Annotated in this window: 23 protein-coding genes and 5 pseudogenes; 13 read left to right on the forward strand and 15 right to left on the reverse strand. The window is 60.6% G+C overall.

Annotation, left to right across the window (positions count from 1 at the left end):
* Positions 1 to 212: 212 nt before the first annotated feature.
* Positions 213 to 593, reverse strand: coding sequence for a hypothetical protein (locus X773_RS77445; RefSeq protein WP_198023596.1), 381 nt, complete (start codon positions 591 to 593; stop codon positions 213 to 215).
* Between X773_RS77445 and istA the strand changes: the two are divergent.
* Together istA and istB are read left to right on the forward strand one after the other, a co-directional pair.
* Positions 507 to 2,145: pseudogene (gene istA / locus X773_RS74815) on the forward strand (IS21 family transposase). The gene X773_RS77445 and the pseudogene istA sit on opposite strands and share 87 nt — an antisense overlap.
* Entirely contained in the window at positions 2,078 to 2,806 is a 729-nt protein-coding gene (gene istB / locus X773_RS63275) for an IS21-like element helper ATPase IstB (protein ID WP_023678608.1), read from the forward strand. The pseudogene istA and the gene istB overlap by 68 nt, the downstream one beginning before the upstream one ends.
* A 127-nt stretch (positions 2,807 to 2,933) precedes the next feature.
* Here the strand turns inward: istB and X773_RS63280 are convergent, their stop codons facing one another.
* The 5 genes from X773_RS63280 to X773_RS78265 all read right to left on the reverse strand — a co-directional run bounded on the left by X773_RS63280 (position 2,934) and on the right by X773_RS78265 (position 5,266).
* Positions 2,934 to 3,476, reverse strand: coding sequence for a nucleotidyl transferase AbiEii/AbiGii toxin family protein (locus tag X773_RS63280; protein WP_023678609.1), 543 nt, complete (start codon positions 3,474 to 3,476; stop codon positions 2,934 to 2,936).
* Positions 3,476 to 3,727, reverse strand: a complete 252-nt coding sequence (locus tag X773_RS63285; RefSeq protein ID WP_245274759.1) for a hypothetical protein — start codon at positions 3,725 to 3,727, stop codon at positions 3,476 to 3,478. Before X773_RS63285 ends, X773_RS63280 begins: the two co-directional genes overlap by 1 nt.
* A 432-nt stretch (positions 3,728 to 4,159) precedes the next feature.
* A complete protein-coding gene (locus tag X773_RS63290; protein ID WP_023678611.1) occupies positions 4,160 to 4,597 on the reverse strand; it encodes a TA system VapC family ribonuclease toxin in 438 nt (145 codons plus the stop codon).
* Positions 4,594 to 4,821, reverse strand: coding sequence for a hypothetical protein (locus tag X773_RS63295; protein WP_023678612.1), 228 nt, complete (start codon positions 4,819 to 4,821; stop codon positions 4,594 to 4,596). The genes X773_RS63290 and X773_RS63295 overlap by 4 nt, the downstream gene beginning before the upstream one ends.
* 61 nt (positions 4,822 to 4,882) lie before the next feature.
* Positions 4,883 to 5,266: a hypothetical protein gene (locus X773_RS78265; RefSeq protein WP_023678613.1), complete on the reverse strand. Its 384-nt coding sequence runs from the start codon at positions 5,264 to 5,266 to the stop codon at positions 4,883 to 4,885.
* Between X773_RS78265 and X773_RS79325 the strand changes: the two genes are divergently transcribed.
* A complete protein-coding gene (locus tag X773_RS79325) occupies positions 5,150 to 5,500 on the forward strand; it encodes a peptidoglycan-binding domain-containing protein (protein ID WP_348625937.1) in 351 nt (116 codons plus the stop codon). The two genes, X773_RS78265 and X773_RS79325, sit on opposite strands and share 117 nt — an antisense overlap.
* A gap of 150 nt (positions 5,501 to 5,650) precedes the next feature.
* Here X773_RS79325 and X773_RS63310 read toward each other — a convergent pair whose 3' ends face one another.
* A complete protein-coding gene (locus tag X773_RS63310) occupies positions 5,651 to 6,187 on the reverse strand; it encodes an OmpA family protein (RefSeq protein WP_031212166.1) in 537 nt (178 codons plus the stop codon).
* Positions 6,188 to 6,444: 257 nt separating this feature from the next.
* Between X773_RS63310 and X773_RS63315 the strand changes: the two genes are divergently transcribed.
* Entirely contained in the window at positions 6,445 to 6,969 is a 525-nt protein-coding gene (locus tag X773_RS63315) for a hypothetical protein (protein ID WP_023678616.1), read from the forward strand.
* A 74-nt stretch (positions 6,970 to 7,043) separates the two neighbouring features.
* On the opposite strand, the gene X773_RS63320 is transcribed toward X773_RS63315, so the two are convergent.
* The 4 genes from X773_RS63320 to X773_RS74830 form a co-directional block, all read right to left on the reverse strand.
* On the reverse strand, positions 7,044 to 8,297 hold the full coding sequence (locus X773_RS63320) for a caspase domain-containing protein (RefSeq protein ID WP_023678617.1): 1,254 nt from the start codon (positions 8,295 to 8,297) through the stop codon (positions 7,044 to 7,046).
* Between the two features lie 10 nt (positions 8,298 to 8,307).
* On the reverse strand, positions 8,308 to 9,345 hold the full coding sequence (locus tag X773_RS63325) for an OmpA family protein (RefSeq protein ID WP_245274760.1): 1,038 nt from the start codon (positions 9,343 to 9,345) through the stop codon (positions 8,308 to 8,310).
* 401 nt (positions 9,346 to 9,746) lie between these two features.
* Positions 9,747 to 9,953, reverse strand: a complete 207-nt coding sequence (locus tag X773_RS74825) for a hypothetical protein (RefSeq protein ID WP_084641411.1) — start codon at positions 9,951 to 9,953, stop codon at positions 9,747 to 9,749.
* Positions 9,954 to 10,658: 705 nt separating this feature from the next.
* The gene (locus X773_RS74830; protein ID WP_245274761.1) at positions 10,659 to 11,540 is read right to left on the reverse strand and encodes a hypothetical protein; all 882 of its coding nucleotides are present in this window, start codon (positions 11,538 to 11,540) and stop codon (positions 10,659 to 10,661) included.
* Positions 11,541 to 12,002: 462 nt separating this feature from the next.
* Between X773_RS74830 and xth the strand changes: the two genes are divergently transcribed.
* Entirely contained in the window at positions 12,003 to 12,791 is a 789-nt protein-coding gene (gene xth / locus X773_RS63335) for an exodeoxyribonuclease III (protein ID WP_023678621.1), read from the forward strand.
* Between the two features lie 74 nt (positions 12,792 to 12,865).
* Here the strand turns inward: xth and ligD are convergent, their stop codons facing one another.
* Positions 12,866 to 14,644: a DNA ligase D gene (gene ligD, locus X773_RS63340; protein WP_023678622.1), complete on the reverse strand. Its 1,779-nt coding sequence runs from the start codon at positions 14,642 to 14,644 to the stop codon at positions 12,866 to 12,868.
* 156 nt (positions 14,645 to 14,800) lie between these two features.
* On the opposite strand from ligD, the gene X773_RS63345 reads away from it, so the two are divergent.
* From X773_RS63345 to X773_RS78275, 3 genes are all read left to right on the forward strand, one after another.
* Positions 14,801 to 15,043, forward strand: a complete 243-nt coding sequence (locus X773_RS63345) for a DUF982 domain-containing protein (protein ID WP_031212172.1) — start codon at positions 14,801 to 14,803, stop codon at positions 15,041 to 15,043.
* 373 nt (positions 15,044 to 15,416) lie between these two features.
* Positions 15,417 to 15,644: a type II toxin-antitoxin system Phd/YefM family antitoxin gene (locus tag X773_RS0138500; protein WP_031212173.1), complete on the forward strand. Its 228-nt coding sequence runs from the start codon at positions 15,417 to 15,419 to the stop codon at positions 15,642 to 15,644.
* A gap of 212 nt (positions 15,645 to 15,856) precedes the next feature.
* A complete protein-coding gene (locus tag X773_RS78275) occupies positions 15,857 to 16,018 on the forward strand; it encodes a hypothetical protein (protein WP_023678625.1) in 162 nt (53 codons plus the stop codon).
* 54 nt (positions 16,019 to 16,072) lie between these two features.
* On the opposite strand, the gene X773_RS63355 is transcribed toward X773_RS78275, so the two are convergent.
* Positions 16,073 to 16,366 carry a type II toxin-antitoxin system Phd/YefM family antitoxin gene (locus X773_RS63355; RefSeq protein WP_023678626.1) on the reverse strand — a complete coding sequence of 98 codons (294 nt, stop codon included), beginning with the start codon at positions 16,364 to 16,366 and terminating at the stop codon, positions 16,073 to 16,075.
* A gap of 95 nt (positions 16,367 to 16,461) precedes the next feature.
* Between X773_RS63355 and X773_RS78280 the strand changes: the two are divergent.
* Positions 16,462 to 16,652: pseudogene (locus X773_RS78280) on the forward strand (integrase); the annotation flags it as partial.
* On the opposite strand, the pseudogene X773_RS79330 reads toward X773_RS78280, so the two are convergent.
* Positions 16,653 to 16,943, reverse strand: a pseudogene (locus tag X773_RS79330) (RES domain-containing protein); the annotation flags it as partial.
* A pseudogene (locus X773_RS63365) lies at positions 16,940 to 17,346 on the reverse strand (MbcA/ParS/Xre antitoxin family protein). The pseudogenes X773_RS63365 and X773_RS79330, both read right to left, overlap by 4 nt.
* A 128-nt stretch (positions 17,347 to 17,474) precedes the next feature.
* Here X773_RS63365 and X773_RS78290 point away from each other — a divergent pair.
* From X773_RS78290 to X773_RS63385, 4 genes and pseudogenes are all read left to right on the forward strand, one after another.
* Positions 17,475 to 17,675 (forward strand): annotated as a pseudogene (locus X773_RS78290) (hypothetical protein); the annotation flags it as partial.
* Between the two features lie 184 nt (positions 17,676 to 17,859).
* Entirely contained in the window at positions 17,860 to 18,534 is a 675-nt protein-coding gene (locus X773_RS63375) for a protein-L-isoaspartate(D-aspartate) O-methyltransferase (RefSeq protein ID WP_031212174.1), read from the forward strand.
* A gap of 1,100 nt (positions 18,535 to 19,634) precedes the next feature.
* Positions 19,635 to 20,837 (forward strand): ABC transporter substrate-binding protein, encoded by a 1,203-nt coding sequence (locus tag X773_RS63380; RefSeq protein ID WP_023678631.1) that lies wholly within the window; start codon positions 19,635 to 19,637, stop codon positions 20,835 to 20,837.
* A gap of 78 nt (positions 20,838 to 20,915) precedes the next feature.
* Positions 20,916 to 21,782, forward strand: coding sequence for a branched-chain amino acid ABC transporter permease (locus X773_RS63385; protein WP_023678632.1), 867 nt, complete (start codon positions 20,916 to 20,918; stop codon positions 21,780 to 21,782).
* Positions 21,783 to 21,785: the final 3 nt, after the last annotated feature.

Below are 21,785 nucleotides of genomic sequence, written 5' to 3' on the forward strand. Positions count from 1 at the left end.
AGCGACCTGCCGCTGACAAGACCTAAATGTGCAAAATAGAGCTCGCTGCGACGGCGGAAGGAAAAGCAGGACCCGCCTCCGTGAGCTACAGGGCCTCCTTCGAGGCGGCAAGTTGGAGACGCTCTGGCACACGGTCGGTGGCAAAACCCTGACGGCCTTAAAAGCAGGAGCGCCCGCAAAGCGGGCGCTTGAAACCGGCTGCCGGCGTTTGGTCAGGATGATGTCGCTGGCGACAGCACCTCTTCGAGCAGGGCTGTTGCAATGGCAAGGCTATCAGCAGCCATCTCCTCGTAGTCTGGCATGATCATGAGCTGTGCGATCGTCCGTCCGACGAACTCCGGATTCAGCTCTGCAAGCCGCTCCCTTGTTCGAGCGACACGATCCGGAAATTGTGAATCGGCGTGCAAAATTGACCCCATAAGCCGGGGAATCGGCGTCCAATTTTGACCCCCCTGACGGTTTGATTTGCGACCATCAGCTCGTCGTAGCGAGCGGATGGTGTGGGGATGAAGTCGGTGGATACGATTGCCCGGGTTCGGCGCGCATTCCATGTGCAAGGATGGTCGCTCAAGCGGATTTGCCGCGAGCTGCATGTGTCGCGGAACACCGTCCGCAAGATTCTCAGATCCGATGAGACATCGTTCTCCTACGAACGCGAGCGGCAGCCCAAAGCCGAAGATCGGTCCGTGGCAGGATCAGCTTGACGGGTTTTTGAATGGCAACCGTGGCAAGGCGGCGCGCGAGCAACTGACACTGATCCGGATTTACGAAGAGCTTTGCAGCCTCGGCTACGAGGGAGGCTATGACGCCGTCCGCCGATACGCGAAGAGCTGGGCGAAGGCGCAGGGGTCGGCGATGGCGGACGCCTATGTGCCGCTGTTCTTCGCGCCGGGCGAGGCCTACCAGTTCGACTGGAGCCACGAGATCGTCCTGATCAACGGCGTGACAGTGACCGTGAAGGTCGCCCATGTCCGGCTCTGCCACAGCCGCATGATGTTCGTCAGGGCCTATCCGCGGGAGACGCAGGAGATGGTGTTCGACGCCCACGACCGGGCCTTCGCCTTCTTCGGGGGCGCCTGCACGCGCGGCATCTACGACAACATGAAGACGGCGGTGGAAACGATCTTCGTTGGCAAGGACCGCCAATACAATCGCCGCTTCCTGCAGATGTGCAGCCATTATCTGGTGCAGCCGGTCGCCTGCACGCCGGCATCGGGCTGGGAGAAGGGTCAGGTCGAGAACCAGGTCGGGCTGGTGCGCGAGCGCTTCTTCACGCCGCGGCTGCGCTTCAAGACCTATGAGGAGCTGAACGCCTGGCTGCATGACAAGTGCGTCGCCTACGCCAAGGCGCATCGTCACGTCGAGCAACCGGAACGAACGATCTGGAACGTGTTCGAGGAGGAGCGTGGCAAGCTGGTTGAATACCGCGGTCCCTTCGACGGGTTCCATACGGTGCCGGCCTCGGTGTCGAAGACCTGCACGGTGCGCTTCGACAACAACAAATACTCGGTGCTGTCGACGGCCGTCGGCCGCCCGGTCGAGATCCATGCCTATGCCGGCAAGATCGTCATCCGCCAGGACGGCGTGGTCGTCGCCGAACATGCCCGCTCCTTCGGGCGCGGCGACACGATCTACGATCCCTGGCATTACATGCCGGTCCTTGCCCGCAAGCCCGGTGCACTGCGCAACGGTGCGCCCTTCCAGGGCTGGGTTCTGCCCTCGGCGATGGAGCGTATCCGACGCAAATTGAAGGCGGCGCATGACGGCGATCGGCAGATGGTGTCGATCCTGGCCGCGGTGTTGACCGACGGCATCGATGCCGTGGAGGCTGCCTGCCAGGAAGCGCTCGATNGTCGATCCTGGCCGCGGTGTTGACCGACGGCATCGATGCCGTGGAGGCTGCCTGCCAGGAAGCGCTCGATCAGAATGTCTGCTCCGCCGCCGTCATCATCAACATCCTGGCGCGGCGGCGCGATCCGGCGCCGGCCGTCACCATTCTCACCCCGGACGCTCTTCGCCTGCAACACGAGCCGCAGGCCGACTGCGCCCGCTACGACAGCCTCAGGAGGGCAAGCTGATGGAACGCACGCAGGTTCTGGAACTGATGGGGACGCTGAAGCTATACGGGATGCGCGGTGCCTATGACGAGGTCATGGCGACCGGCATCAAGCGCCAGCACGAGCCGCCGAAGATCGTCGGTGATCTGCTATCGGCCGAGATCGCCGAGAAGCAGGCCCGCTCCATCAAATACCAGCTCACTGTCGCCAAGCTGCCGATCGCCAAGGACATCGATGAGTTCGACTTCGACGGCACGCCGGTCAACGAGGTGCTGGTCCGGGACCTCGCCAACGGCACCTTCGTCGCCGACCAGCGCAACGCCGTGCTCATCGGCGGCACCGGAACCGGCAAGTCGCATCTGGCAATCGCCATTGCCCGGGCCCTGATCCGCAACGGCTCACGTGGCCGCTTCTTCAACGTCGTAGATCTCGTCAACCGGCTCGAGACCGAGCACCGCGCCGGCAAGCAGGGCCGTATCGCCGATTACCTCACCCGCCTCGACTTCGTCGTGCTCGATGAACTCGGCTATCTCCCGTTCGCGCAAGCCGGCGGGCAATTGCTCTTCCACCTGATCAGCAGGCTCTACGAACGGACCTCGATCATCGTCACCACGAACCTGGCGTTCGGCGAATGGCCCGCCGTCTTCGGCGACGCCAAGATGACGACAGCGCTGCTCGACCGTCTCACCCATCACTGCGAGATCATTGAGACCGGAAACGAGTCCTGGCGCTTCAAGAACCGCGCCTGATCACCCCATCAGCTGCCAGCGCGATCCGCGCTCGCCCGGGCTGCGCAACCCTGACCAACTCCGCCCGGGCGAACGCTGACCGCCGCGCATTACATAAGGGGGGTCAAAATTGGACGCCGATCGGGGGTCAGTTTTGGAAGCCGTTTGACACCGGAAATGCCCGGAGGGCGCCGACAACGCCGGCTCGATGCGATCGCGCGGCTGCTGAGATATCGAAGATGTCCCGCGGCCTGGCCTCCGCCTCGGTAATGAACCTTCTTGGCAATGATCTGGGAATGCTCTCAAGCCATACCGAACGACCTTCTACCTCTCGCTTTTCGAAAGGTGTCCCGGTCAAGGCCCCGGCGACGATGAAGTCAATCTCGCCCAGGCCCTCGAACGCGAATTTCTGGAACCTCGTCCCGTCGCCGTCATACGCGGCAGGACCCGTGCTGAAGCTCAGTTGGCTCTTGGATGGGTCAATGAAGCCGAGTAGCTGAGGGTCGTCGAGGAAGATATCGACGTCGTGGCTTTCGCGATGGTTGATCTGGATCATCATCGCCGTGCCGCCGCCAAACGACCATTCGAATTCAAAACCTCCGGCCTTCTCCCGGAGTTGGTCGATCAGATCGGCAGCAATGGCGAAAAGCCGTCGCCATTCGGACGGACGACGGCCATGGACCTCGATCATCAGGCAGCGAGTTGATAGGTTTCGCCGGACCAGGCAGAGAAACGGGCAGCGAAAGCCTTCAGATCATCGACCGCTATCTGGTGCGCGGCGGCGAACTCCATCTGCTGCTCGACCGGCACTTCTCCAAGGAAGGCACTGACCTGCCCAGGATACTGCTTCGCCAGATCTAGATCCGAAAGACAATGAGCCAGCGCCACGCCGTCGAGCTGTTCGCTGTAGGGCGCGTTCACTGTCGTCAGAACCAAGGCCAAATGCTCACTCATAGTCATGCAAAATAGTCAATTCGTGGATGGGGCACAAGCTGCGCAAATGGGTCGCGAGGCTCACAATCGTCCTTCCGTCGACCACAGTGACGCCTGAGCGGCCATGCGCGCGTAGACCCGAGCTACAGAAGCGCGGGGGGATCGAACAGCATTCGGCCGGCTGCGAACTGATCGTTCGGAAGCATGACTCCGGCACGTCCCGCCATTAGCTAGGAAGCTGCAGCGCGAGCTCGGCGGTCGCGCGATCGGTTCCGCGTCGACCTCACCAAAGGGCTCTGAAGGTCCCCTCCCCGCGCTTGAAGCCGTAAGGTGTAAACGGCGGTTCTGAAATAAAACCGACACCGGCCAAGGCCATCAAGGACGCGCTCAACGGCTGATCCTTTGCCGGTACATACCCCTGACAAAAAGAGCCCGGCCGGTCTACCTTGTGGGAATCAGGTGCAGTGCAGACTTCCCGCCCTTCACGGCCGCGACTGACAGCTTGCGGTCAAAGCTCGCAAGTTGGCCGCCACGCGCCTTGGCGAGCGCGAGAAGATACGTATCCGTGACCTGTGCCGAGGTCAGGATTTTCGCTGCATCGATGTCGCCTGAGCCAACCAGGCTCACATCGTCGGGCCAGAAGCTGTGCCCGTGCAGAGCCCGCAACTTGGTAACGATTTGCGCAACGGCGGCGGGCGAGCCGGGAGAATTGGGATATCTTTGGTTGCCGACGATGCGCAGGACGCCGTTTTCGGTAATGGGGCAGGTAGCCCATGCGGCATGACCGGTCACTTCGAACCAGCCATGGGCGTCGTCATGGGCGACATGGCCAGGATCGATCAGCGCGATCAGCACATTGACGTCGAGCAGGAAGGTCACAGCAACTCGTCACGCAAGGCATTGACCGTCTCAAGCGTGACAGGAGGTGCATCCGGCCGAGGCGACAGCAGAGGTATCCCGTTGCGCTCGCCGCCGGCTTGCGGGCGGCGCAGCGAGCGCCGGGCGAGATCGGTGATGATCTCGCCCACGCTGCGGTCCTGCTGCCGGGCCATGGCCTTGGCCGCGATCAGGACGTCGTCATCGATCGCCAGTGTGGTTCTCATATCGCCCTCCTTGGTGGGGCATCAAACATCACGCATCATATAGAGTAGCGACAACGGATACTCAAGCGGTACGATCGCGCACGAAATAGAGGCTCGGTCCCGCCGCCGACAAGCGGGCCGCCGTTGGTCTCGAACAGTTTCCGAATGGTCGCTTCGCCACTGTGGGGCGGCTGAGCATCGATAAGTTGAACACGCCCAAAGCCCAAAACCAACAGATCGCGGCGCGCGATGAGGACCAGGTAAGCAAACAGCGGGCACCGATTTGACAGAAAGTGCGATCGGTCTTGACCGCCAAAGCCGCATCGACCAGCAACTGCGCATCGAGGGGTTGGGCAACGAACTTGGCCGCATCGACGGAAACATAGGTCCGCAGACCCGCCGGGCGATCGGCATCTGGCAAGGCAAGAATGATCTTCCGCCGACCACCTATCTGACGCGCGAGCAACTTGCATTCCTCGTGGTTCAGACAGATCCGATGATGGAGCCGTGCGTGCCGGATATGCCGCCGATCAAGCCCGTACGACGCAGCCGAAAAAGCAGGTTGCGCAGAAGGTCCGCACCCAGCGGCCGGTGGCGCAGAAACCCGCCAAACAACAGCAGGTCGTTCAGAAACGGCGCTTCCGCAAGACCGTGGTGCGGCGGGACGATCCTCCGCCGCCCCAGGATAACGACTTCCTGACCAAGGCGTTGCTCTTCGGCTCCGGTGTGGTGGCGGGCGGCGTGCTCAAGAACTGACCGGGGTCGTTCCAAGCCTATTCGCCTGACTGCCGCTGCGCTTGCCACTCAGTTCCTGACGCACTGCTGCACAGTTTCAGGCGGCATCCGTACGCTACTCGGCCTTTATACGCATTTCCACGCGGCGGTTGACGGCGTCGTATGGATTGGGGCTACGCGGATGCGCTTCGCCCAACCCGATCGCGTTGATGCGGTCAGCCTCGATGCCACTGGATGTGAGGAAGGACGTCACCGATTGCGCTCGTCGCTGCGACAGCCGCTCATTGTAGTGCGCCGGACCGGAAGCGTCGGTGTAGCCTTCGACGACGAAGTGGAAAGTACTGATCCGGCTGTCCTTCAGGGCCTTGGCATACTCCTCGAGTTCAGCGCGTGCGGTCGCGTCGAGTTCGGCCGAATCCAGCCCGAAATTGATCAGCATGTCGAGACTGGATTTGTCGGCCGGCCCCTCTTTTGCCTTGGTCTTGCTCTTGCACTGCTCCTCCGTGCCGACACAAATCCCCCGAGACTTGCCGAGGTCGGCCGCGCCAGCAAAAAACTTGACGATGTCTTCTGATTTCTGGACAGGGTCGGCGGAAACATGGGTCGAGAAAGCCACGACCGCCAACACCAAGGGTGAACTAGCCCACCGCATAGCGGTTACTCCTGTTGAGCATCCGATATTACCAAGCGTGAATATACCAAATTCCCACGCATTTGTCTGTCAATAAACGCCGAGCCCGTGGCTGTGTCGGCCGATCTCCCGTCACCACGAGTTGAGACTTGACCGGCGCCACGCCGGGGGCTTGAGTACCGACTGGTCCTCGATGAAGGCGTGGCGTCATGGCCAATGGGCTCCGATTCAAAACGGCACGGGATCTTTTTGTGGCTTGTCCCGCTGTCGCCAGAGACATGAGAGCCCTTCCAACCGAGCAGCGTTCGATCGAGTTTTGCCGCGATCTCCTCGCCGGGCCCATTCCCGAAGAGGCGATCACGTTTTGTGCCTACCTGCTTCCTGATCGGGCTGCGGTCTGGTGGGCCCACGAATGCCTGGGGCATCTGAGCGAGCTGCTCGATAAGACAGATCAAGAGCTGCTCGCGCTTGTTCGCGACTGGGTCAGCGAACCGGACAGTCCCCGCCATCGCGCCGCAGTAAGCGAGGCTGCGGCAACCCCGCCGGCAACGCCGGGCGCCTGGATTGCCTTGGCTGCGGAATGGCGTGACAATGGTTTTGGCGTTGCCGGATCTGTCGTCGGCGCAGCCGCGCCAACGGCCTTGCAGCGACATCCTGCCGCCCATGCAGTCAATGCCGGTGTGCTAGCAGGGCTGGCGCGCGTCGCACTGGCGGACCGCTTTGCCGTTCTCTCCGCCTTTGTCGAAATGGGCCTCCAGTTGGCCGAGATCGAGGCGCAGCGCCAATCGGCTGATGCGTATTAGACCCGAACCATTCCAATAGACGCAGCTCCATGGTCTTGTTTGACCAGGGATTTTCGAACCGAAGGGCCCAGATCTCACTTGCAGCCGCCTTGCGCCCATTTGGCCAGCGCCACCTTGAAGCGTGTCCCAAGCGGATGTTGCAGGCGGAGAACGGAGACATCGTTGGCGGCGAAATTTTTCGCCTGTTCGCATAGCCGATCCTCACTCCACTCATGACAGCCGTTGCAGTGCTTGCCCTCCCACACCGCCTTGTCGAGCCCTTCCACGGGAGTGAAGAGTGGTTTGCCTGTGATCAGCTCGGCGATACTCTTGCCGTCGATCTTTGGATCCCCAAAATCGACAGGTTGGTCGAAAAAGATCGGCTCGTCCGAAGCCAGTCTCGGGATTTTCTGACGGAGCACATTGAGCGCAAGCTGGGCATCGTCAGCGCCAGACGGATTTGCGGCGGCGTTGCGCCCGCCCGAGCCGCCTTGCGGTTGTTGCGGAGCGGTCGCCTCACCGACGATCAGTGGCGCGTTCAGATCCACCTTGTGCAGCATGACCTCGGTGGTTAGCGAGACATTGATCCACGGGCGCTGTTTGCCGGCCGTTGCCTTGAACACGTCGGCGGTAACCCTGTTCATTGCGTCGGTGATGGAGACGTTCGAGGCCCCGATATGGGCAAGCAGCGCCGACGTGAACGGCGAGTGTTCGCTCGATCCGTCATAGGCGACCTGATTGGGACTGGTGGAAAAGGCGACCAGCGTGCCGGCGCCGCCATTCTCGATCGGGATTTCGGCAAGGCCACTTCTCGCTCCTTTGACGCCTGCGGTCTTTGCCAACACCTCGGCCAAGGGATTGTCGCGACAGGCGTCGAGGAAAATCAGCCTTATGCTGGTCTCGCGCGACATTTGCCGCAAAACGAAATCCACCGGCACCGCTTCGAAGTCGAGCGAGGTCTCGTCTTCCAGTGCGGCATCGACCGGAAGCAGGTAGTTGCTGCCTGAAACTTGCAAGCCGTGGCCGGCGTAAAAGAAAAGGGCAATGTCGGCGCCGCGAACCTGCTTTGCGAACTTCGCAATGGTCGTCTGGGTCTGCAATTTGGTCAGATCGAACCCGGAGACGACTTCAAAATCCAGGCTTTTGAGACGTTCGGCAACAGCCTGCGCGTCGTGTACCGGGTTGGTCAGCGCCGGCGCATGCTGATACTGGGAGTTGCCAAGGACCAGAGCAACACGGCGTTCGGCGTTGGCCGCCGTCAAGGTCAACAACAGCGAGAGCATCACCAGCCCGATCGCGCCTAGGACACCAATAAACCAAGCAATCAGATCGAAGCCCCGCCGGAACAAAGGCCCTTCCTCAGTTGACGAGCTTGGTGGCGGAAAACTCTATCCGCCGATTGAGCGCCTTGTTCTTCGGCGTGTCGTTGCCAGTAACCGGCCGCTCCTCGCCATAACCGATCGCCGTGATCTGCGTGTGAGCAATACCTGCGGCAACAATGGCGTCAGCTACTGCCTGGGCCCTCCGCTCCGACAGGAGCTTGTTGGCGGCGGACGACCCGTCGGAGTCGGTGTGGCCGGAAACCTCGACCTTCAAGCCCGGGCACTTGCCGACGACGCCAACGACCTCGTCCAGTAGCGGGCGGCTTTGGGTGTCGAGCCGTGCGCTCGCCGACCGAAAATAGATGGCTCCGGTGCGCGAGAGGACCGCGAACCGGTTGAGGCACTCCTCGTCGCTGAAGTTCGCCTTCGCAGCATCGGTGGCAACGGGCCCGACGTCGGCGGTGCTTGCCGCGACGGTCTGAACGGCCGCGGGCTTGGCGCCAGCGGCGTTGAACACGAAATCGAACGATACCGAAGCGGTCGGAACAATGTTGGTCACATTGGCGGCCTGCTGCAGCTTGTCGACATTCGGCAGCAGTCCGAAGTCCTCGACATGCACGGCGACGGGCGCTTCCGAAGCGACGGATACCACGCTGTCGCTGATCATGGTCACCACGACGTTGGCCTCGAGATCCTTGTCGACGCCATGCAGGTTGAGTCGGAATGGAAGCATTGCCTTGACCCTTCGCATCGTCGCAAGGTCGGCAAACGCCTCAGGGTCCACTTTTGCGGTCAGTTCGGCGGACGGATACTTGAATGTCTCGAAGAAAAGAAACCGCATCCGGACATTGCGAAGATCGACACCGGTATCGACTGAATTGAGGTCGAACGTGATTTTGGCCTCACCCGTCGAAGAAAGAGTGCCGGCGATGTTCCTGATCTTGTTGGTTTCAACGATCGTGTTCTTCTTGACCGACTGGTAGGTGAGCACCGAGGCGGCCGGATCGAGTGTCCAGTTCGTCTGTGCATTCGCGCTTTCCAGTCCGGGTAAAAACAGCACCGACAGCGCGACCATGAAGCCGAGGATATATGCGGCGAGCCAGCTTCCTGGCCCCGCTTTCCTGCAGGATGCAACGACTTCGAACATGGCCCCCTCCCCTGCCTAAAGCGACAGACTGAGCATCGATAGCTTGCACTACCCGATACTGCCACAGACCATAGAACACTTGCCCCCGCTTGGCGAGTATCTGTCCAATTGAGCGCAAAGTGTAAATTCCGCTCAGGCCCGAGCTGCGGAAGTCCAGCAAAATGGTGATGCACGAACACTGCCTCCGCAGCAGCCGTATTCCAGCCACTCGCGCAGCATGATCGTAATGAGACCCGATCCGCCGATTTTCATTTCGGCCGCTATGAACCGCAAAGCGCCGCCCCGGCAAGGGCGCGCTTGACGATAGCAGGAGGAAGTGGCTGGCGCCACTAGCCGCGCGGTTTGATCTTCGGTTCTGGCGAGCTTTCCGACGGGTTTGCAGCCAAATTTGCAGTTCGCCGATCTTTTACCCACAGCGACTTTCTTCTTGCCACTAAATCGTGGCGATCGCCTTCAGCGGTCGCTCGGCTATGCATCGCAGCAATGGCATAGTCGGCTCTGTTGGTTCGATAGTCTTCTTCTTTTTGCACAGTCATCGTTTGCTCCCAGTTCGTGGCCCCTCTTTTTGCCCTGCCGGGAAGATTAACTGCCGCGGCATTCCTCGAGTCAATCGATTAAATGATGCACTCTGCAGTCGCGCCCACATCTCATTGTTTTGATGATGCCGGCTTAGCCGTCGGGCAGGTTGGGGGCGGGCGAAGGGATGTCTTGAGCCCCACGCAGGCCCCACCTCCGTTCTCCGGGACGAACACCACCCGAAGGCGTTCCAGGCCGAGACCATGGCGGTCAAATTGTTAGGCACCGGGATGGATCGCAGAGCCTCCAAGTTTCGAACCGTCGCGCAGGTCGCCTAACGATACATCCAGCCTGCGTGCATGCTCCTGTCGCTTGGCAATTAATTGTGAGAATGGCTTGTTAGTGATTCAGCAGGTTAGCCATACACCTGATTTGGGGATCTACACTTAGTTCGTTAATCGAGCCCGGCCATAGGCACTTAATATGAGAATCAACGCCAGCAACTTGCCGGCATTGCATTTGCCGAAGGCGCTGTGAAATTCAAAGGAAGCACGGCCTTGACGATAATGCGATGGCATTTAATTTGATAATCCGAACTTCCAGGTTCTCAAGTAAATGCCAATCCTGACAGAAACGGATGCATTCTTACGGTGAACTGTCAAGCGACACCCGACCGACGAGTCCGTGTGTTGCGGCCGCCCTAACGCCGGATGTGAGCGCCGCATCTACCGCTCGCGACTTCGCCTCCTACGCTCAACATTACGGGCGTTTCGACGGGCAACTCTAAGTTCGGCAAGCGTTGGTCTCCACCAGCCCCTGAAGCGTTCGGTCGGCTCGGCGGGTAACCGAGCGGGCCATGTGCTCACAAGTTCGGCCATCGTAGCAGAACGCCACCTGCCCCAAACGAAGTCGCCGTTCGCTGGCATTACGTGGGGATAGAAGGCGGCTGCGCCCAAATAGCTCAACCAGTTCACCGGAAATTTCATCGAAGACGACAATCCCGTACTGTTCCGTTGCGACTGCGCGGCCCAGGGTAGGTAGATCTTGAACTGGCAACGGGTAGCGATGGCGCCGGCGTTCAGCAGCCCGCTTTTGTGCGGCCCGACAGGATTCGGTGTTCCTGGCGGCCGCACGTCGCAGTTTCCTTTCCTCCGGTTCGGCAAGCTGCGCAGCCTTTTCGATGTGTGGCCATCGGCGCCGGAGCTCTTCATATGAGCGGAACGGAACTCTCCAGGCCGCAACTCATCGTCCCAACTCGCCCACGGAACCGCACGCAATTCTTCAAGCACCGTCCTCGAATACGGCGTGCGAATACGGAGGTCGTCCGCAATTTCCAGATACTGGCTCGAAATTGGGTCGAAGGCGAAGGCATCGCGTCCCTTGCTATCGTCATGGGGCGCCCGTAACGCTACGTCTTTCGCCAGCCAGCGGTCGATCCGCCGGGCTGCTGTGTTGCCGTGGACAAACCAGCTCCTGCGCTCGTCGCTCCATCTGGCACGCGGAAAAGCTTGCTGAAACCGCCCCACCGCCATTCGATCGAACGAAAAGCGGGCTTCGGCACCAGGTGCCTCGCGTTTCTGCGGCGCGGGACGAGCGTCGGATTCCATCGTAGTGCATCAGTCGAGTTCGCTGCACGGAACGCGGCGCCGGCCCTAAAGGTTCACCAGCCGGACAAGCCCCGCGGGAATATGGCGCCTGAACCCTGATGCCCAATGCTCAGGACGCGCGCAGTGAAACTTTCCCCACGCTCGTCGGTTAAGGAGTGCCGAGAGGATGAACGATGTCTAAATCAGATGAGAGAGCGGCTGCGGCCGTGCGGCCGAAAAAGGCTCGTTCGCGACCCATAAAAGGGGAGGACGCAGAGGTGAAACATGCCGTCGAGACACAGGATCTGTCGCCAACCCAGGCGCGGGAATTGGTGCGTCGGTACGGCAACGACTGGCGAAAGATCGGCGAGGCCGCCAAATCCTACAAAGACGACTGACAACTCCTCCCTTGCCGGCATGATCCAAGAATCAATATCTGAGCCTTCCATGTCCAAAATCGCCAAGGGTTGTTGAGAACTTCAGATGACCCGCATCGCAACCTTCAACTTGAACGGCGTGAACGGTCGCCTGCCCGTGCTCATCAAGTGGCTGGGTCAGACCGACTATGACATCGTGTGCCTTCAAGAATTGAAGACCTCGGATGAGAAATTTCCCGCCGAAGCCGTCAGGAACGCCGGTTACGGCGCGATCTGGCACGGGCAAAAATCCTACAACGGTGTAGCTGTACTCGCCAGGGGAAAGGAGCCGCTGGAGCGTCGACGCGGCCTGCCGGGTGATCCCGACGACACTCACAGCCGGTATATCGAGGCAGAGGTGGATGGGATCGTCGTGGGGTGCATCTACCTGCCCAACGGCAATCCAGCGCCCGGCCCGAAATTCGACTATAAGCTCCGCTGGTTCGACCGTCTGATCAGCTACGGCCAGTTGCTGCTCAGCGAAGGGATCACAAGCGTTCTGTGCGGCGACTATAATGTCGTGCCAACGCCGATCGATGCCGTGGTGCCGAGACGTTGGCTAGGCGACGCAGTCTACTTTCCGGAGAGCCGGCAGGCCTACGCTGAAATGCTTGGTAACGGCTGGATTGATGCCGTCCGTACCATCCATCCGGAAAAAGGCATCTACACGTACTGGAACTTCTCCTATCGGGGCGGCTATGATCGGAGTTCCGGCCTGCGAATGGATCATCTCCTCGTCAGCCCATCACTTTCGAACAGGTTACGTGATGCCGGCGTGGACGCTGACTTGCGAGGCTGGGAAAAGCCGAGTGATCATGCGCCAGCCTGGATAGAGCTCGACGCGTCCGGCAAGTAGTTGACATGATCGAATGTTCGGCGGAATCGCTGGGCGTCTTCGCCCACTGCTAATAGAATGCTCTGCGAGATTGCTCACGCTGCCTTTCTGGCTGCTGCCCTGAACGGACGGTCAATGGTGAAGGCATCTGGACGGATAGCTGCCTCAACCTGGCTCCAGGTCACGGGATGCGCGATTGGGAAGCCGGGTCGCGCTCGGGGAGAGAAGGCCCCGACCGCCGTGTTGCCGCGCCCATTGCGGAGGTAATCAATGAAGATGCGGCCCTTTCGGGCTGCCGGCGCGGCGGAGAGCAGACAGCGATCGGGATGAGCTTCAGCGAGGCGCTTGGCGAACGACCGGGCAAGGAGCCGGGCATTGTCGTGTGTGATCTTCGTCTTAAGTGGGGCCATCAGGTGAATTCCCTTGCCCCCGGTCACCTTCGGCCAGCTCTCCAGCCCGTCCGCTTCCATGATGTCGCGGAGCGTTAGCGCGGTCTCGATCACTTCATCCCACTCGACCCCCTCCCCCGGATCAAGGTCCAGAACAACGCGGTCGGCATGTTCGATATCGTCAACAGTAGCGTTCCAGGGATGCAGCTCTACCGCATCCATCTCGACCAGCCCCAGCAAGCCGGCAAGGTCGTCCACCCACACGCGCATACCTTCGCCACCCTCGCGCTTCTGGACGCGCAACTGATGCACTGCCGCCGGGATCTTGGGCAGCGCACCTTTGTGGTAGAAGGTCGCGCCATGAGCATGGCGGACCAGCTTCAGCGGTCGGTGGCCGAGATGGACGAGCGCGTGATCGGCAACTCTGTGCCAGTAGCGCGCGAGCTCTTCCTTGGAGGGCGGGACTGCGTCGGGCAGCAGTTGCAGGATGTTCTCGCTCGGAACGCCATGCGCCCGGGCTGGCCCACGTCGCTTTGATGGCGCAGGAGGCTTGGCCGGGATGGCCACGAGGTCTTCGCGAAGGCCCTTGAACACGGCTTCACGCAGCACGCCGCGATCAGTTACGCCACTGAATTGAACCTCAGCCAGAACGTCTGGTCTGACCCAGGTTGCCTTAGGTTTCACAATGGGCTCTGACAGGGGCGACGTGCTGATGATCAGCGGGTCGAGCCGCTCTCGGACCGATTGCGCAGCGCTCAAGGTATAGCCGCTGCGGGCCTTCCCGGCATAGAGCAGTCGGTCGCCCTCGCGGCGCCCGATGTAGAGCGATGCAATGCGACGCGGATGAGCGCCGAGTTTCTCGACGAAAGCGACAATGGGAAAAGTGTCGCTCTTGATGCACTTCACTTTGAGCCAACTGGTCTGGATACCCGAGCGATACGTGGCATCTGTGCGCTTGGAGACGATGCCCTCCAATCCCATCCGGCAGGCATGTTGAAACACGTCTTTGCCACTCACCTCCAGATGCTCGGCATAGGTCAGTGTCGGCGCTGAGCCCTTCAGCAGCTTCTCCAGCGCTGCCTTGCGCTTGACCAGCGGCTGCTGTCGTAGATCGCGGCCGTTCAGGTGCAGCAGGTCGAAAGCGTAAAAGATGAGCCTGACCGAGTTTGGATTGCCCAACTCCCGTTCCAACGCTTGGTAATCCGGCAGGCCGGTATCGCCGAGAACGACAGCCTCTCCGTCGATGATCGCCGCCTTCACCGGCAAGCCCGCAGCTGCTTGAACAATTCGTCGGTATCGATCAGACCAGTCGTAGCCACGGCGCGTGAAGGCCCGCGCTTTGCCGCCCTCAATGATCAGCTCGGTGCGGTAGCCGTCGTACTTGATCTCGTGAAGCCATTCGCTGCCCTCGGGCGCGTTCGCGACCAGCGTGGGCGACTGAAACTCAATGAAAGATAGCTGGCCATCCCCAGCTTTGGAACTCATGGCACACTCCTGACTTCCCACCCAACTTTGGTGCCGCTGAATAGGTTCCGCAACAGGGCTGGCCGGAGGAGTAGGGCCCCGAGCCGGTTTACCCGATCCTTGCTCGAACCGGGCGTGGTTGAGAGAACTCTTAGTTAAGCCGTCTCTTATGTACGAATGTCGCTCCATTGGTTCTCCCCGCCAGTGTCCGTAAGGACCAGCCACCCTGGCATTGCCTATCAGTGCAACAACGTCGAGGGGGCCGCCGAGCAACTGTTGCAGTGGACCAAGCGTGGCCCCAAGTGGCACAGCGCAGTGCAGCTCTGCATGGACGCAATGATCGATCAGGTGAAACCCGAAGTGGTCCGCAGGGCGTTTCTCGAAGCGGCCAAAGAAGAGGGAAACCTACTGCCTCCTTAGCATCTGCGACCGAAAGCCCTACTCTTGGTCGGGCACGAACCTGACAAAGAGCATCATCGGCTCTGCAGCGAGGCGGCGGTCGTAGAACTGGCAAGCGAGGACCATTGGCTTGCCCGACTACCGCTGCGCCTTCAGCGATAGTCAAGCTATCCGGCATTTAAGTTGACTTGCAGGGGATTTTCTCTGGCGGCCTTTTCACTATCGATAATTCCCGCTTATCGATAGTGACTTGACCAAGGCTTGACCATCCGGCGAAATCGGCGCTGTCGTGGCGCAGAATTGCAATTGCTGGGCAAAGCAGCGCTCGTATCGACGACAGCGCACGGCGCGCCGCAGCACAGGAAGCTCGTACGAGGACAAAACAACCGTCACGGTGAAGGTCGGCGAGGCCAAGACACACCTTTCGGAGCTGCTGGCCAGGGTCGAAGCTGGCGAGGACATTGTCATCGCACGCGGCAACGATCTGATCGCCAAACTGACGCGGATTCAGCGCCGCAGCGACGTCGATGCGGCAATCGAGGAGACCAGGGTTGCGCGCGCCCGCGCAAAGCCCGTGACGCAGGAGGAGGTCAGGGCCTGGCGCGACGAAGGACGTCATTAGCGATCCTCATCTAACGTCGTTCGTCGTCGACGTCTCGGTTGCTGCCGCCTGGGTGCTTCCCGACGAGAATGACGCGGCGGCCGAAGCCCTTCTGCGCCAGCTTCCAGGCGCTACCGCTCTTGTCCCTTCTCTGTTCTGGCATGAAGCGCGCAGCGTCGTCTTGAGGGCCGCTCGAGGACGCCGGAGCGGGCCAGGACGGCAAGATTTTAGCGTTGGCGGCACGCCACCAGCTCATCGCCTATGACCCCAGCTATCTGGCGCTCACCATCGAGAGCGAGCTTGCGCTTGCCATGCTTGACCGGAGGCTCGCCGCAGCCGCGCTCGCCGAAGGCGTCGCGATCCCCGCTCCGTGCGGCGAAACGAAAGACCGCTGACATGACCACAAAACCGCCCGCCTGAGAGGAATAATCAAAGAGCCGATCTTGCTTTCAGCCGGCGGCATTTCTTGCCATCAAGCGTCTTGCGCCGGGGAGCTCGTCGTCAAGATGGTCAAGACCCGGCTCCATTTCGGAGGCTTCGACCGGAGCGATTTCGTCCGCGCTGAGCTCCGCTGTCATCTCGACCCGCCGGTCGCGCTTCGACAGCCGGACAAAATCCTCGTAGGCCAGCAGCACGGTGCGCGGGCGGCGGTTCTTGGTGATGATGACCGGATCGCAGACCGCGGCATCCTGATAGGCGCCGAAGTTTTTCGAGACGGCGGCCGCGGTGACGGTCTCGGTCATCTGCGGGACTCCTTTGTTCCGGACGGGCTTTCCGGCTTTCCAAAAGAATCGGCGAACCGGACAAGAACGAGCCAGTGACGGGGCAGAATGCCAAGATCCAGAATGCTGAGATCATCGCGAGGCGGGCCGAAGCCCTCGACGCGCTCGATTCCGTGCTGCCCTTCGACCGCCGCGATTTTCTGGCCGATCTCCTGACCGAGACGACGTCGCAACGCTGCGCCATCTGGCCAGGGAAGGCATTGGCGCAAACTCTCTGCGGGCGCTCGCCTCCGACCTCGGCTATCTCGGCACAAGCTATATCTTCGAACCGGATCTCGGCGTCGGCCTGGCCTTGCGCCGTCCTCAGATCGACAACGTCATCGCAATCGATCTCGTACGAGCAGAGCACGCAAGGATCAATGCGATATACAAACCCTGATTTGCCTCCTTCACGACCGTCATTGTCGAGCGCCAGATAAAGCGTAGGCACACCTTTCGCGTTGCATCTGGCACCCCGAATAGCCGCTCCGTCCCCTGAGATCGGCTGGAAAAACCAACGCGGATCATGGGCGCGGTAGCAAATTCCGGCAAACCTCAAGCAAAGCCACCAACGGCGACATGATCCAGGTAGTCGCGAACCGCGCTGGCCTTGCCTTCCTTAACCAGAGCTTCCGCCGTCCGCCCGCCGAATGCCGGTATCGGCTGCGCCCGGTACCAGGCCATCGCCTGCTCTTTGCCTCCAGCCCAGTCGGTCACCCTGCTGATGATCTCAAGCATTTCACGAAGGCGACCTTGCGTCTTTGCAGCACGGCTACGCTCAACCCTATAGCGGGTTTCCCGTGCAAGACCCGCCGTTTCGGCAAGCTGACCTTTGGACATACCGAATCCATCCGCAACCTGGGCGATAGCGATCTTCCAGCCCGATCCATATAGGACAGCACCAACGGTTCGTTCTGAACTGGAACTTTCAACGCTTGGGTCAACCCTGTCTCCCTTGCCATATTCAGAAACACATTTCTTGTGCACCAGATATGGCATTGTGCGACGGACTTTAAGCCTCGGTCGGGTGATGGGACGTCTTGAGGCCTCACCAGACGCATTCATACGTTCGTTTTCTGGCACATTCCTTATGTGTATAAACACCCCAAAAAAGCCCTGTCAAAAACGACCGAATGCGCGCACAATCGCGAGTGCCCCCGGCTGCGGCCTCATTGGTGATGCCCGCGTCTCGACCGAGGATCAGGCGAGCGCCCAAGTCGACGAACTCAAGGTGGCCGGCGGCCGCTTGGTCCATCAGGAGCACGGCTCCGGCGCCTCGCGCTCCCGGCCCGGTGCTGGCGAAGCTGATGCGCGCCATAGGCGCGGGACACACTGCTATGGCGATATGGCGCCCAGAATCTCCAGGGTCGCCGCCGGCGATAGCCTGCCAAGACTGGAAACGACGGCGGGCGCTACCGTGACGAACAGGATATAAGGCTCTCCGGCAGCAAGCTGGTTGAGGAAGCCCCACCGTCATGAAGCCAATGAACGAAGAGCACCTGGCGGTCCTACGCAGGCACATGGTCGAGATGATTGCAATCCATACCGACCTTGCAAGCGAAGAACTCGGCAAGGCGGCGCTCGATGAGCGGGTGATGGCAGCGATGCGGCGAGTGCCGCGGCATCTCTTCGTGCCAGCCTCGGTTGCACCTTATGCCTATCAGGACATGCCGCTGCCGATCGGCTTCGATAAAACCGTCTCGCAGCCTTTCATCGTCGCTCTCATGACCGATCTCATTGCGCCGCAACCGCACGAGGCGGTGCTCGAGATCGGCACCGGCCTGGGCTATCAAACCGCAATCCTCGCGGAACTCGCCGGGCAAGTTTGGAGCGTCGAAATCATCGAGGAATTCGCAAGCCATGCCGAGACTCTGCTGCAGGGCCTCGGCTTATCCAATGTCGGCATTCGTGTCGGAGACGGGTCGCGCGGCTGGCCTGAGCACGCCCCATACGACAAGATCCTGGTCACCGTCGCGGCCGGGCGGGCGCCGCCGGCCTTGCTTGAGCAGCTCAAGCCGGGGGGACGCCTGGTTCTGCCTGTGGGACCTGAAGATGTGCAGTTGCTGACGGTCATCGACAAGGATTCGGCAGGGCAACTGAAGACTCGTAAACTCATCCCGGTTCGGTTCAGCCGGCTCGAAACGGTCTAATGAGGTGCGACAACTGGCGCGACCGCGCTTTTCCGACCGTCAATCAGATGCCAGCCTTCCGCGTTTCTTCGCCCTTGGTGAACGCGAACAAACGGTAGAGTCGAGGTGTGGCGCAGTGGCGGTAGGTTGAACATATCTGTTTGCCGCCCCTTCGTCTGCCCTGCCTTATTGGTTCAACCTTGGCTCCGTTTCCACACCCCGCTCATCGAACCGGACCTGCAGATCTCCCGCATCCGGCTCTCGGACAAGTACTCACGCCTTCACCCACGACACGCCACGTCCAAGTTGGGTCAGACGTACGAGCCCGAAGTGCTCGTAAAGATGCGAGTCTGGATAGACCCCGCCCTTGCATAGTCTGGTCTTGTGTTTGGAACGCAGCCACCGGCGCAACCGCACTGCAGTGTAACTGTCGAGTGCCCGGTATGCCTTGCTGGTGGTTCCTAGCGAGAAATAGTTCGCCCATCCGCGCAGCATCCGGTTTACCTTCGCTACCAAACAATGTGGTCTCTTGCCATGTACCCTTTCGGTCGGTCAGCGCGTGGATGTTCTCCACAGCGCGCCTGATGCTCTTCTTCGATGGCCGTTGCGCCAAGCGGGCCGCTGACGATCCTTTCCGGTCGATCTTCCAGAGAATAGGTGGAAGGGGATCTCGCCGTGTGATGGCGCTCGGGGTGCGGGCACTATAGCTCGGGCCAGAGTGACGCAAGCAAAAGCAGCACAATTCGAACGAATGCGAGATTCCAGACGAGCGAACGAACCAGGGGAACCCAGCTGCGTAGGGCGGGAGATAAACCAGCCTGGCTGAGAGCCCGCTCCGGCCCCTATCTTCCCGCCGACGTTCCCGGCATCGGCATGTTCATTGTGCTTCCCAGCCGTAGGGGGAAATGGCAGCCGAATGAATACGCCCCAACAAATGCCAGCGCTACCCGAATTCGAGGCCGATTCGAATCCTTACGTGCTTCATCTACGACCGCACAAGATTGTTAACAATCTGAAAAAGTTTTGTTGACAGGTAATTGATTTGAGCCTTCACTCACAAAAGTCCGCGTATCGGTCGAGTTCTGTCGCAACAATGCGCGGCCTCCAAAGGGGAAAGAACAATGATCAACAGGCGTTCAATAATCACATCCGCGGCGCGCGGCGCCGTCTCCGCGCTGGCAATCATGGCCGGCGGCACAATCACGGTGCACGCCGCCAACAAGGAACTCAAGATCGGCTTTGTCGGCGTGACGAGTGGCGCGGCCGCTGCGTGGGGCACATCCAACGTCCGCTCGATGCAGACGCGCGCCGCCTGGATCAACGAAACCGGCGGTGTGAAGATTGGTGACGAGACCTACGATATCAAAATCGTCACCTTCGACGACCAGAAGGACCCGAAGCGGGCGATCGCCGGCATGGAGAAGATGGCCCAGGAGGGCATCCACTATGTCGTCGGTCCGAATGTCGACGACGGCGCGGCGGCGGCGCGCCCCGTGGCGGAATCCAAGGGCATCATCTATTTTCCCTACGCGTTCCCGAAGGAACTCTACACCCCGCCGGCGTCCAATGCCGTGCTCGGCATGATCGCCAACTACCAGTCAGCTCCGGCGATCTACAAATATCTCATGGAAAACAGGGGCGTGAAGAAAGTTGCCTTTGTCGCCGCCAACGAATCCGATCCGCTGAGCCAGCGGGATGGCGGTGTTGCCGCGGCAAAGGCGCTCGGGCTTGAGGTTGTGGCTGCCACGGACGTCTACCAAAACGATACCCGCGATTTCACGCCGGTACTGACGCCGATCGTTTTGCAAAAACCGGACCTGCTGGTGCTTTCGGGTGTCGCGCCCGGCAATGCGCCGCTGCTGATCCGCGCCGCGCGCGAGCTCGGCTACGAAGGCCTGATCTCCACCGAAACGGCGCAGGATGCCAAGGTGCTGGAAGAGGGCGCGGGCGAGTTGGCCAACGGCTTCATCTCGGTCGGCGGCGCATCGACGCCCGAAATCGCGTCCGACACGATGAAGGAATTCGTCGACCGCTATACGAAAATGTTCGGCGAATACAATGACGAGTCCAACACCAAGGTCTACGCGCTTGAATACATCATCGAGACGCTGAAGGCGAACCCGGCCGCCATCGACAATGTCGAGCAGTTCAAGAAGACGATCGACACTTTCTCGGCGCCCAATCCCTATCTGAAGGGCGATGCCAAGCTGACCTATGTCGGAATGACGTCGTTTGGCCAGAAGCGCCAGCTTTCGGTGCCGATGGTGGTCACGGAATACCGCGACGGCAAGTTCGAGACGCTCTTCGTCGCTCAAGTCGATTGACGCAACTGCACTGAAGCGGATTGCCGCAGAGGCTCGTGCATTCGTTTTGAGCCTCTGAATGGCCGGGGAACCATCCTGATGGAACAAGTCATCGCCAACGGGCTCTATCTTGGCGCGCAATACGCCTTGATCGCGCTCGGTCTGACCCTGATCTTCGCTCTGATGAACGTGCTTAACTTTGCCCATGGGCAGATGTACGTTCTCGGTGGCTTCGTCACCTACACCGTCTATGGCCAACTCGGCATGCCTTTCGTCGTCGCGCTCGTCGCGTCCGGGATCACGCTGCTGGTCATTGGAGCGCTGGTCGAGAAATTCCTTTTCAGAACGGTGATTAGGCGAAGCGTGCGGGAGGAAAGTACGATGCTTCTCGCGGCGGCGGTCGCATTCTTCCTCGACGCCGTGATCCTCCTCCTGTTCGGTGAAAAGCAGCGCGGCGTGCCCAAGATCGTCAAAGGCGTCTTCGTCTCCGACAGCCTCATAATGCCTTACGACCGGCTGCTGGTCGGCGCACTCGCCATACTGTTCATCGCCTCCTTCGTGCTTTTCATGCAGTACAGCAAGCCGGGACGCGCCATGCGGGCGCTGGCGCAGGACCGGGTCGCGGCGCAGCTTATGGGCGTCGAGGTCGACCGCTATTCGATGATCGGCTTTGCGCTCGGCGCCATGCTTGCCGGCATAGTCGGCGGGCTGCTGGTCGCCATCACCGGCGTCAATTCGGGCATCGGCGGGCCGATCTCGATCAAGGCGTTCTTGATGGTGATGATCGGCGGGGCCGGCGTCGTCAGCGGAGCGATCGCCGGCGGCTTCATCCTCGGCATGATGGAATCGGTCGGCCTGACGGTGCTACGCCAATATGGCGACGTCACTTATCTCGTCATCTTCGCGGCGCTGATGGTGTTCCTGAGCATCCGCCCGAACGGGCTCATGGGCAAGCCGTGGGGGTGATCG

Origin of the sequence: Mesorhizobium sp. LSJC280B00 (assembly GCF_000502835.1) — a bacterium.
Lineage (GTDB): Bacteria > Pseudomonadota > Alphaproteobacteria > Rhizobiales > Rhizobiaceae > Mesorhizobium.

Bases quoted from the DNA above. Each gene is read 5' to 3' on its own strand.
- X773_RS77445 (WP_198023596.1), bottom strand. From the start codon at position 593: ATGCAGCTCGCGGCAAATCCGCTTGAGCGACCATCCTTGCACATGGAA.
- istB (WP_023678608.1), top strand. From the start codon at position 2,078: ATGGAACGCACGCAGGTTCTGGAACTGATGGGGACGCTGAAGCTATAC.
- X773_RS63280 (WP_023678609.1), bottom strand. From the start codon at position 3,476: ATGATCGAGGTCCATGGCCGTCGTCCGTCCGAATGGCGACGGCTTTTC.
- X773_RS63295 (WP_023678612.1), bottom strand. From the start codon at position 4,821: ATGAGAACCACACTGGCGATCGATGACGACGTCCTGATCGCGGCCAAG.
- X773_RS63310 (WP_031212166.1), bottom strand. From the start codon at position 6,187: ATGCGGTGGGCTAGTTCACCCTTGGTGTTGGCGGTCGTGGCTTTCTCG.
- X773_RS63315 (WP_023678616.1), top strand. From the start codon at position 6,445: ATGAGAGCCCTTCCAACCGAGCAGCGTTCGATCGAGTTTTGCCGCGAT.
- X773_RS63325 (WP_245274760.1), bottom strand. From the start codon at position 9,345: ATGGTCGCGCTGTCGGTGCTGTTTTTACCCGGACTGGAAAGCGCGAAT.
- X773_RS74825 (WP_084641411.1), bottom strand. From the start codon at position 9,953: ATGACTGTGCAAAAAGAAGAAGACTATCGAACCAACAGAGCCGACTAT.
- X773_RS74830 (WP_245274761.1), bottom strand. From the start codon at position 11,540: ATGGAATCCGACGCTCGTCCCGCGCCGCAGAAACGCGAGGCACCTGGT.
- xth (WP_023678621.1), top strand. From the start codon at position 12,003: ATGACCCGCATCGCAACCTTCAACTTGAACGGCGTGAACGGTCGCCTG.
- ligD (WP_023678622.1), bottom strand. From the start codon at position 14,644: ATGAGTTCCAAAGCTGGGGATGGCCAGCTATCTTTCATTGAGTTTCAG.
- X773_RS63345 (WP_031212172.1), top strand. From the start codon at position 14,801: ATGTCGCTCCATTGGTTCTCCCCGCCAGTGTCCGTAAGGACCAGCCAC.
- X773_RS63355 (WP_023678626.1), bottom strand. From the start codon at position 16,366: ATGACCGAGACCGTCACCGCGGCCGCCGTCTCGAAAAACTTCGGCGCC.
- X773_RS63375 (WP_031212174.1), top strand. From the start codon at position 17,860: ATGAAGCCAATGAACGAAGAGCACCTGGCGGTCCTACGCAGGCACATG.
- X773_RS63380 (WP_023678631.1), top strand. From the start codon at position 19,635: ATGATCAACAGGCGTTCAATAATCACATCCGCGGCGCGCGGCGCCGTC.
- X773_RS63385 (WP_023678632.1), top strand. From the start codon at position 20,916: ATGGAACAAGTCATCGCCAACGGGCTCTATCTTGGCGCGCAATACGCC.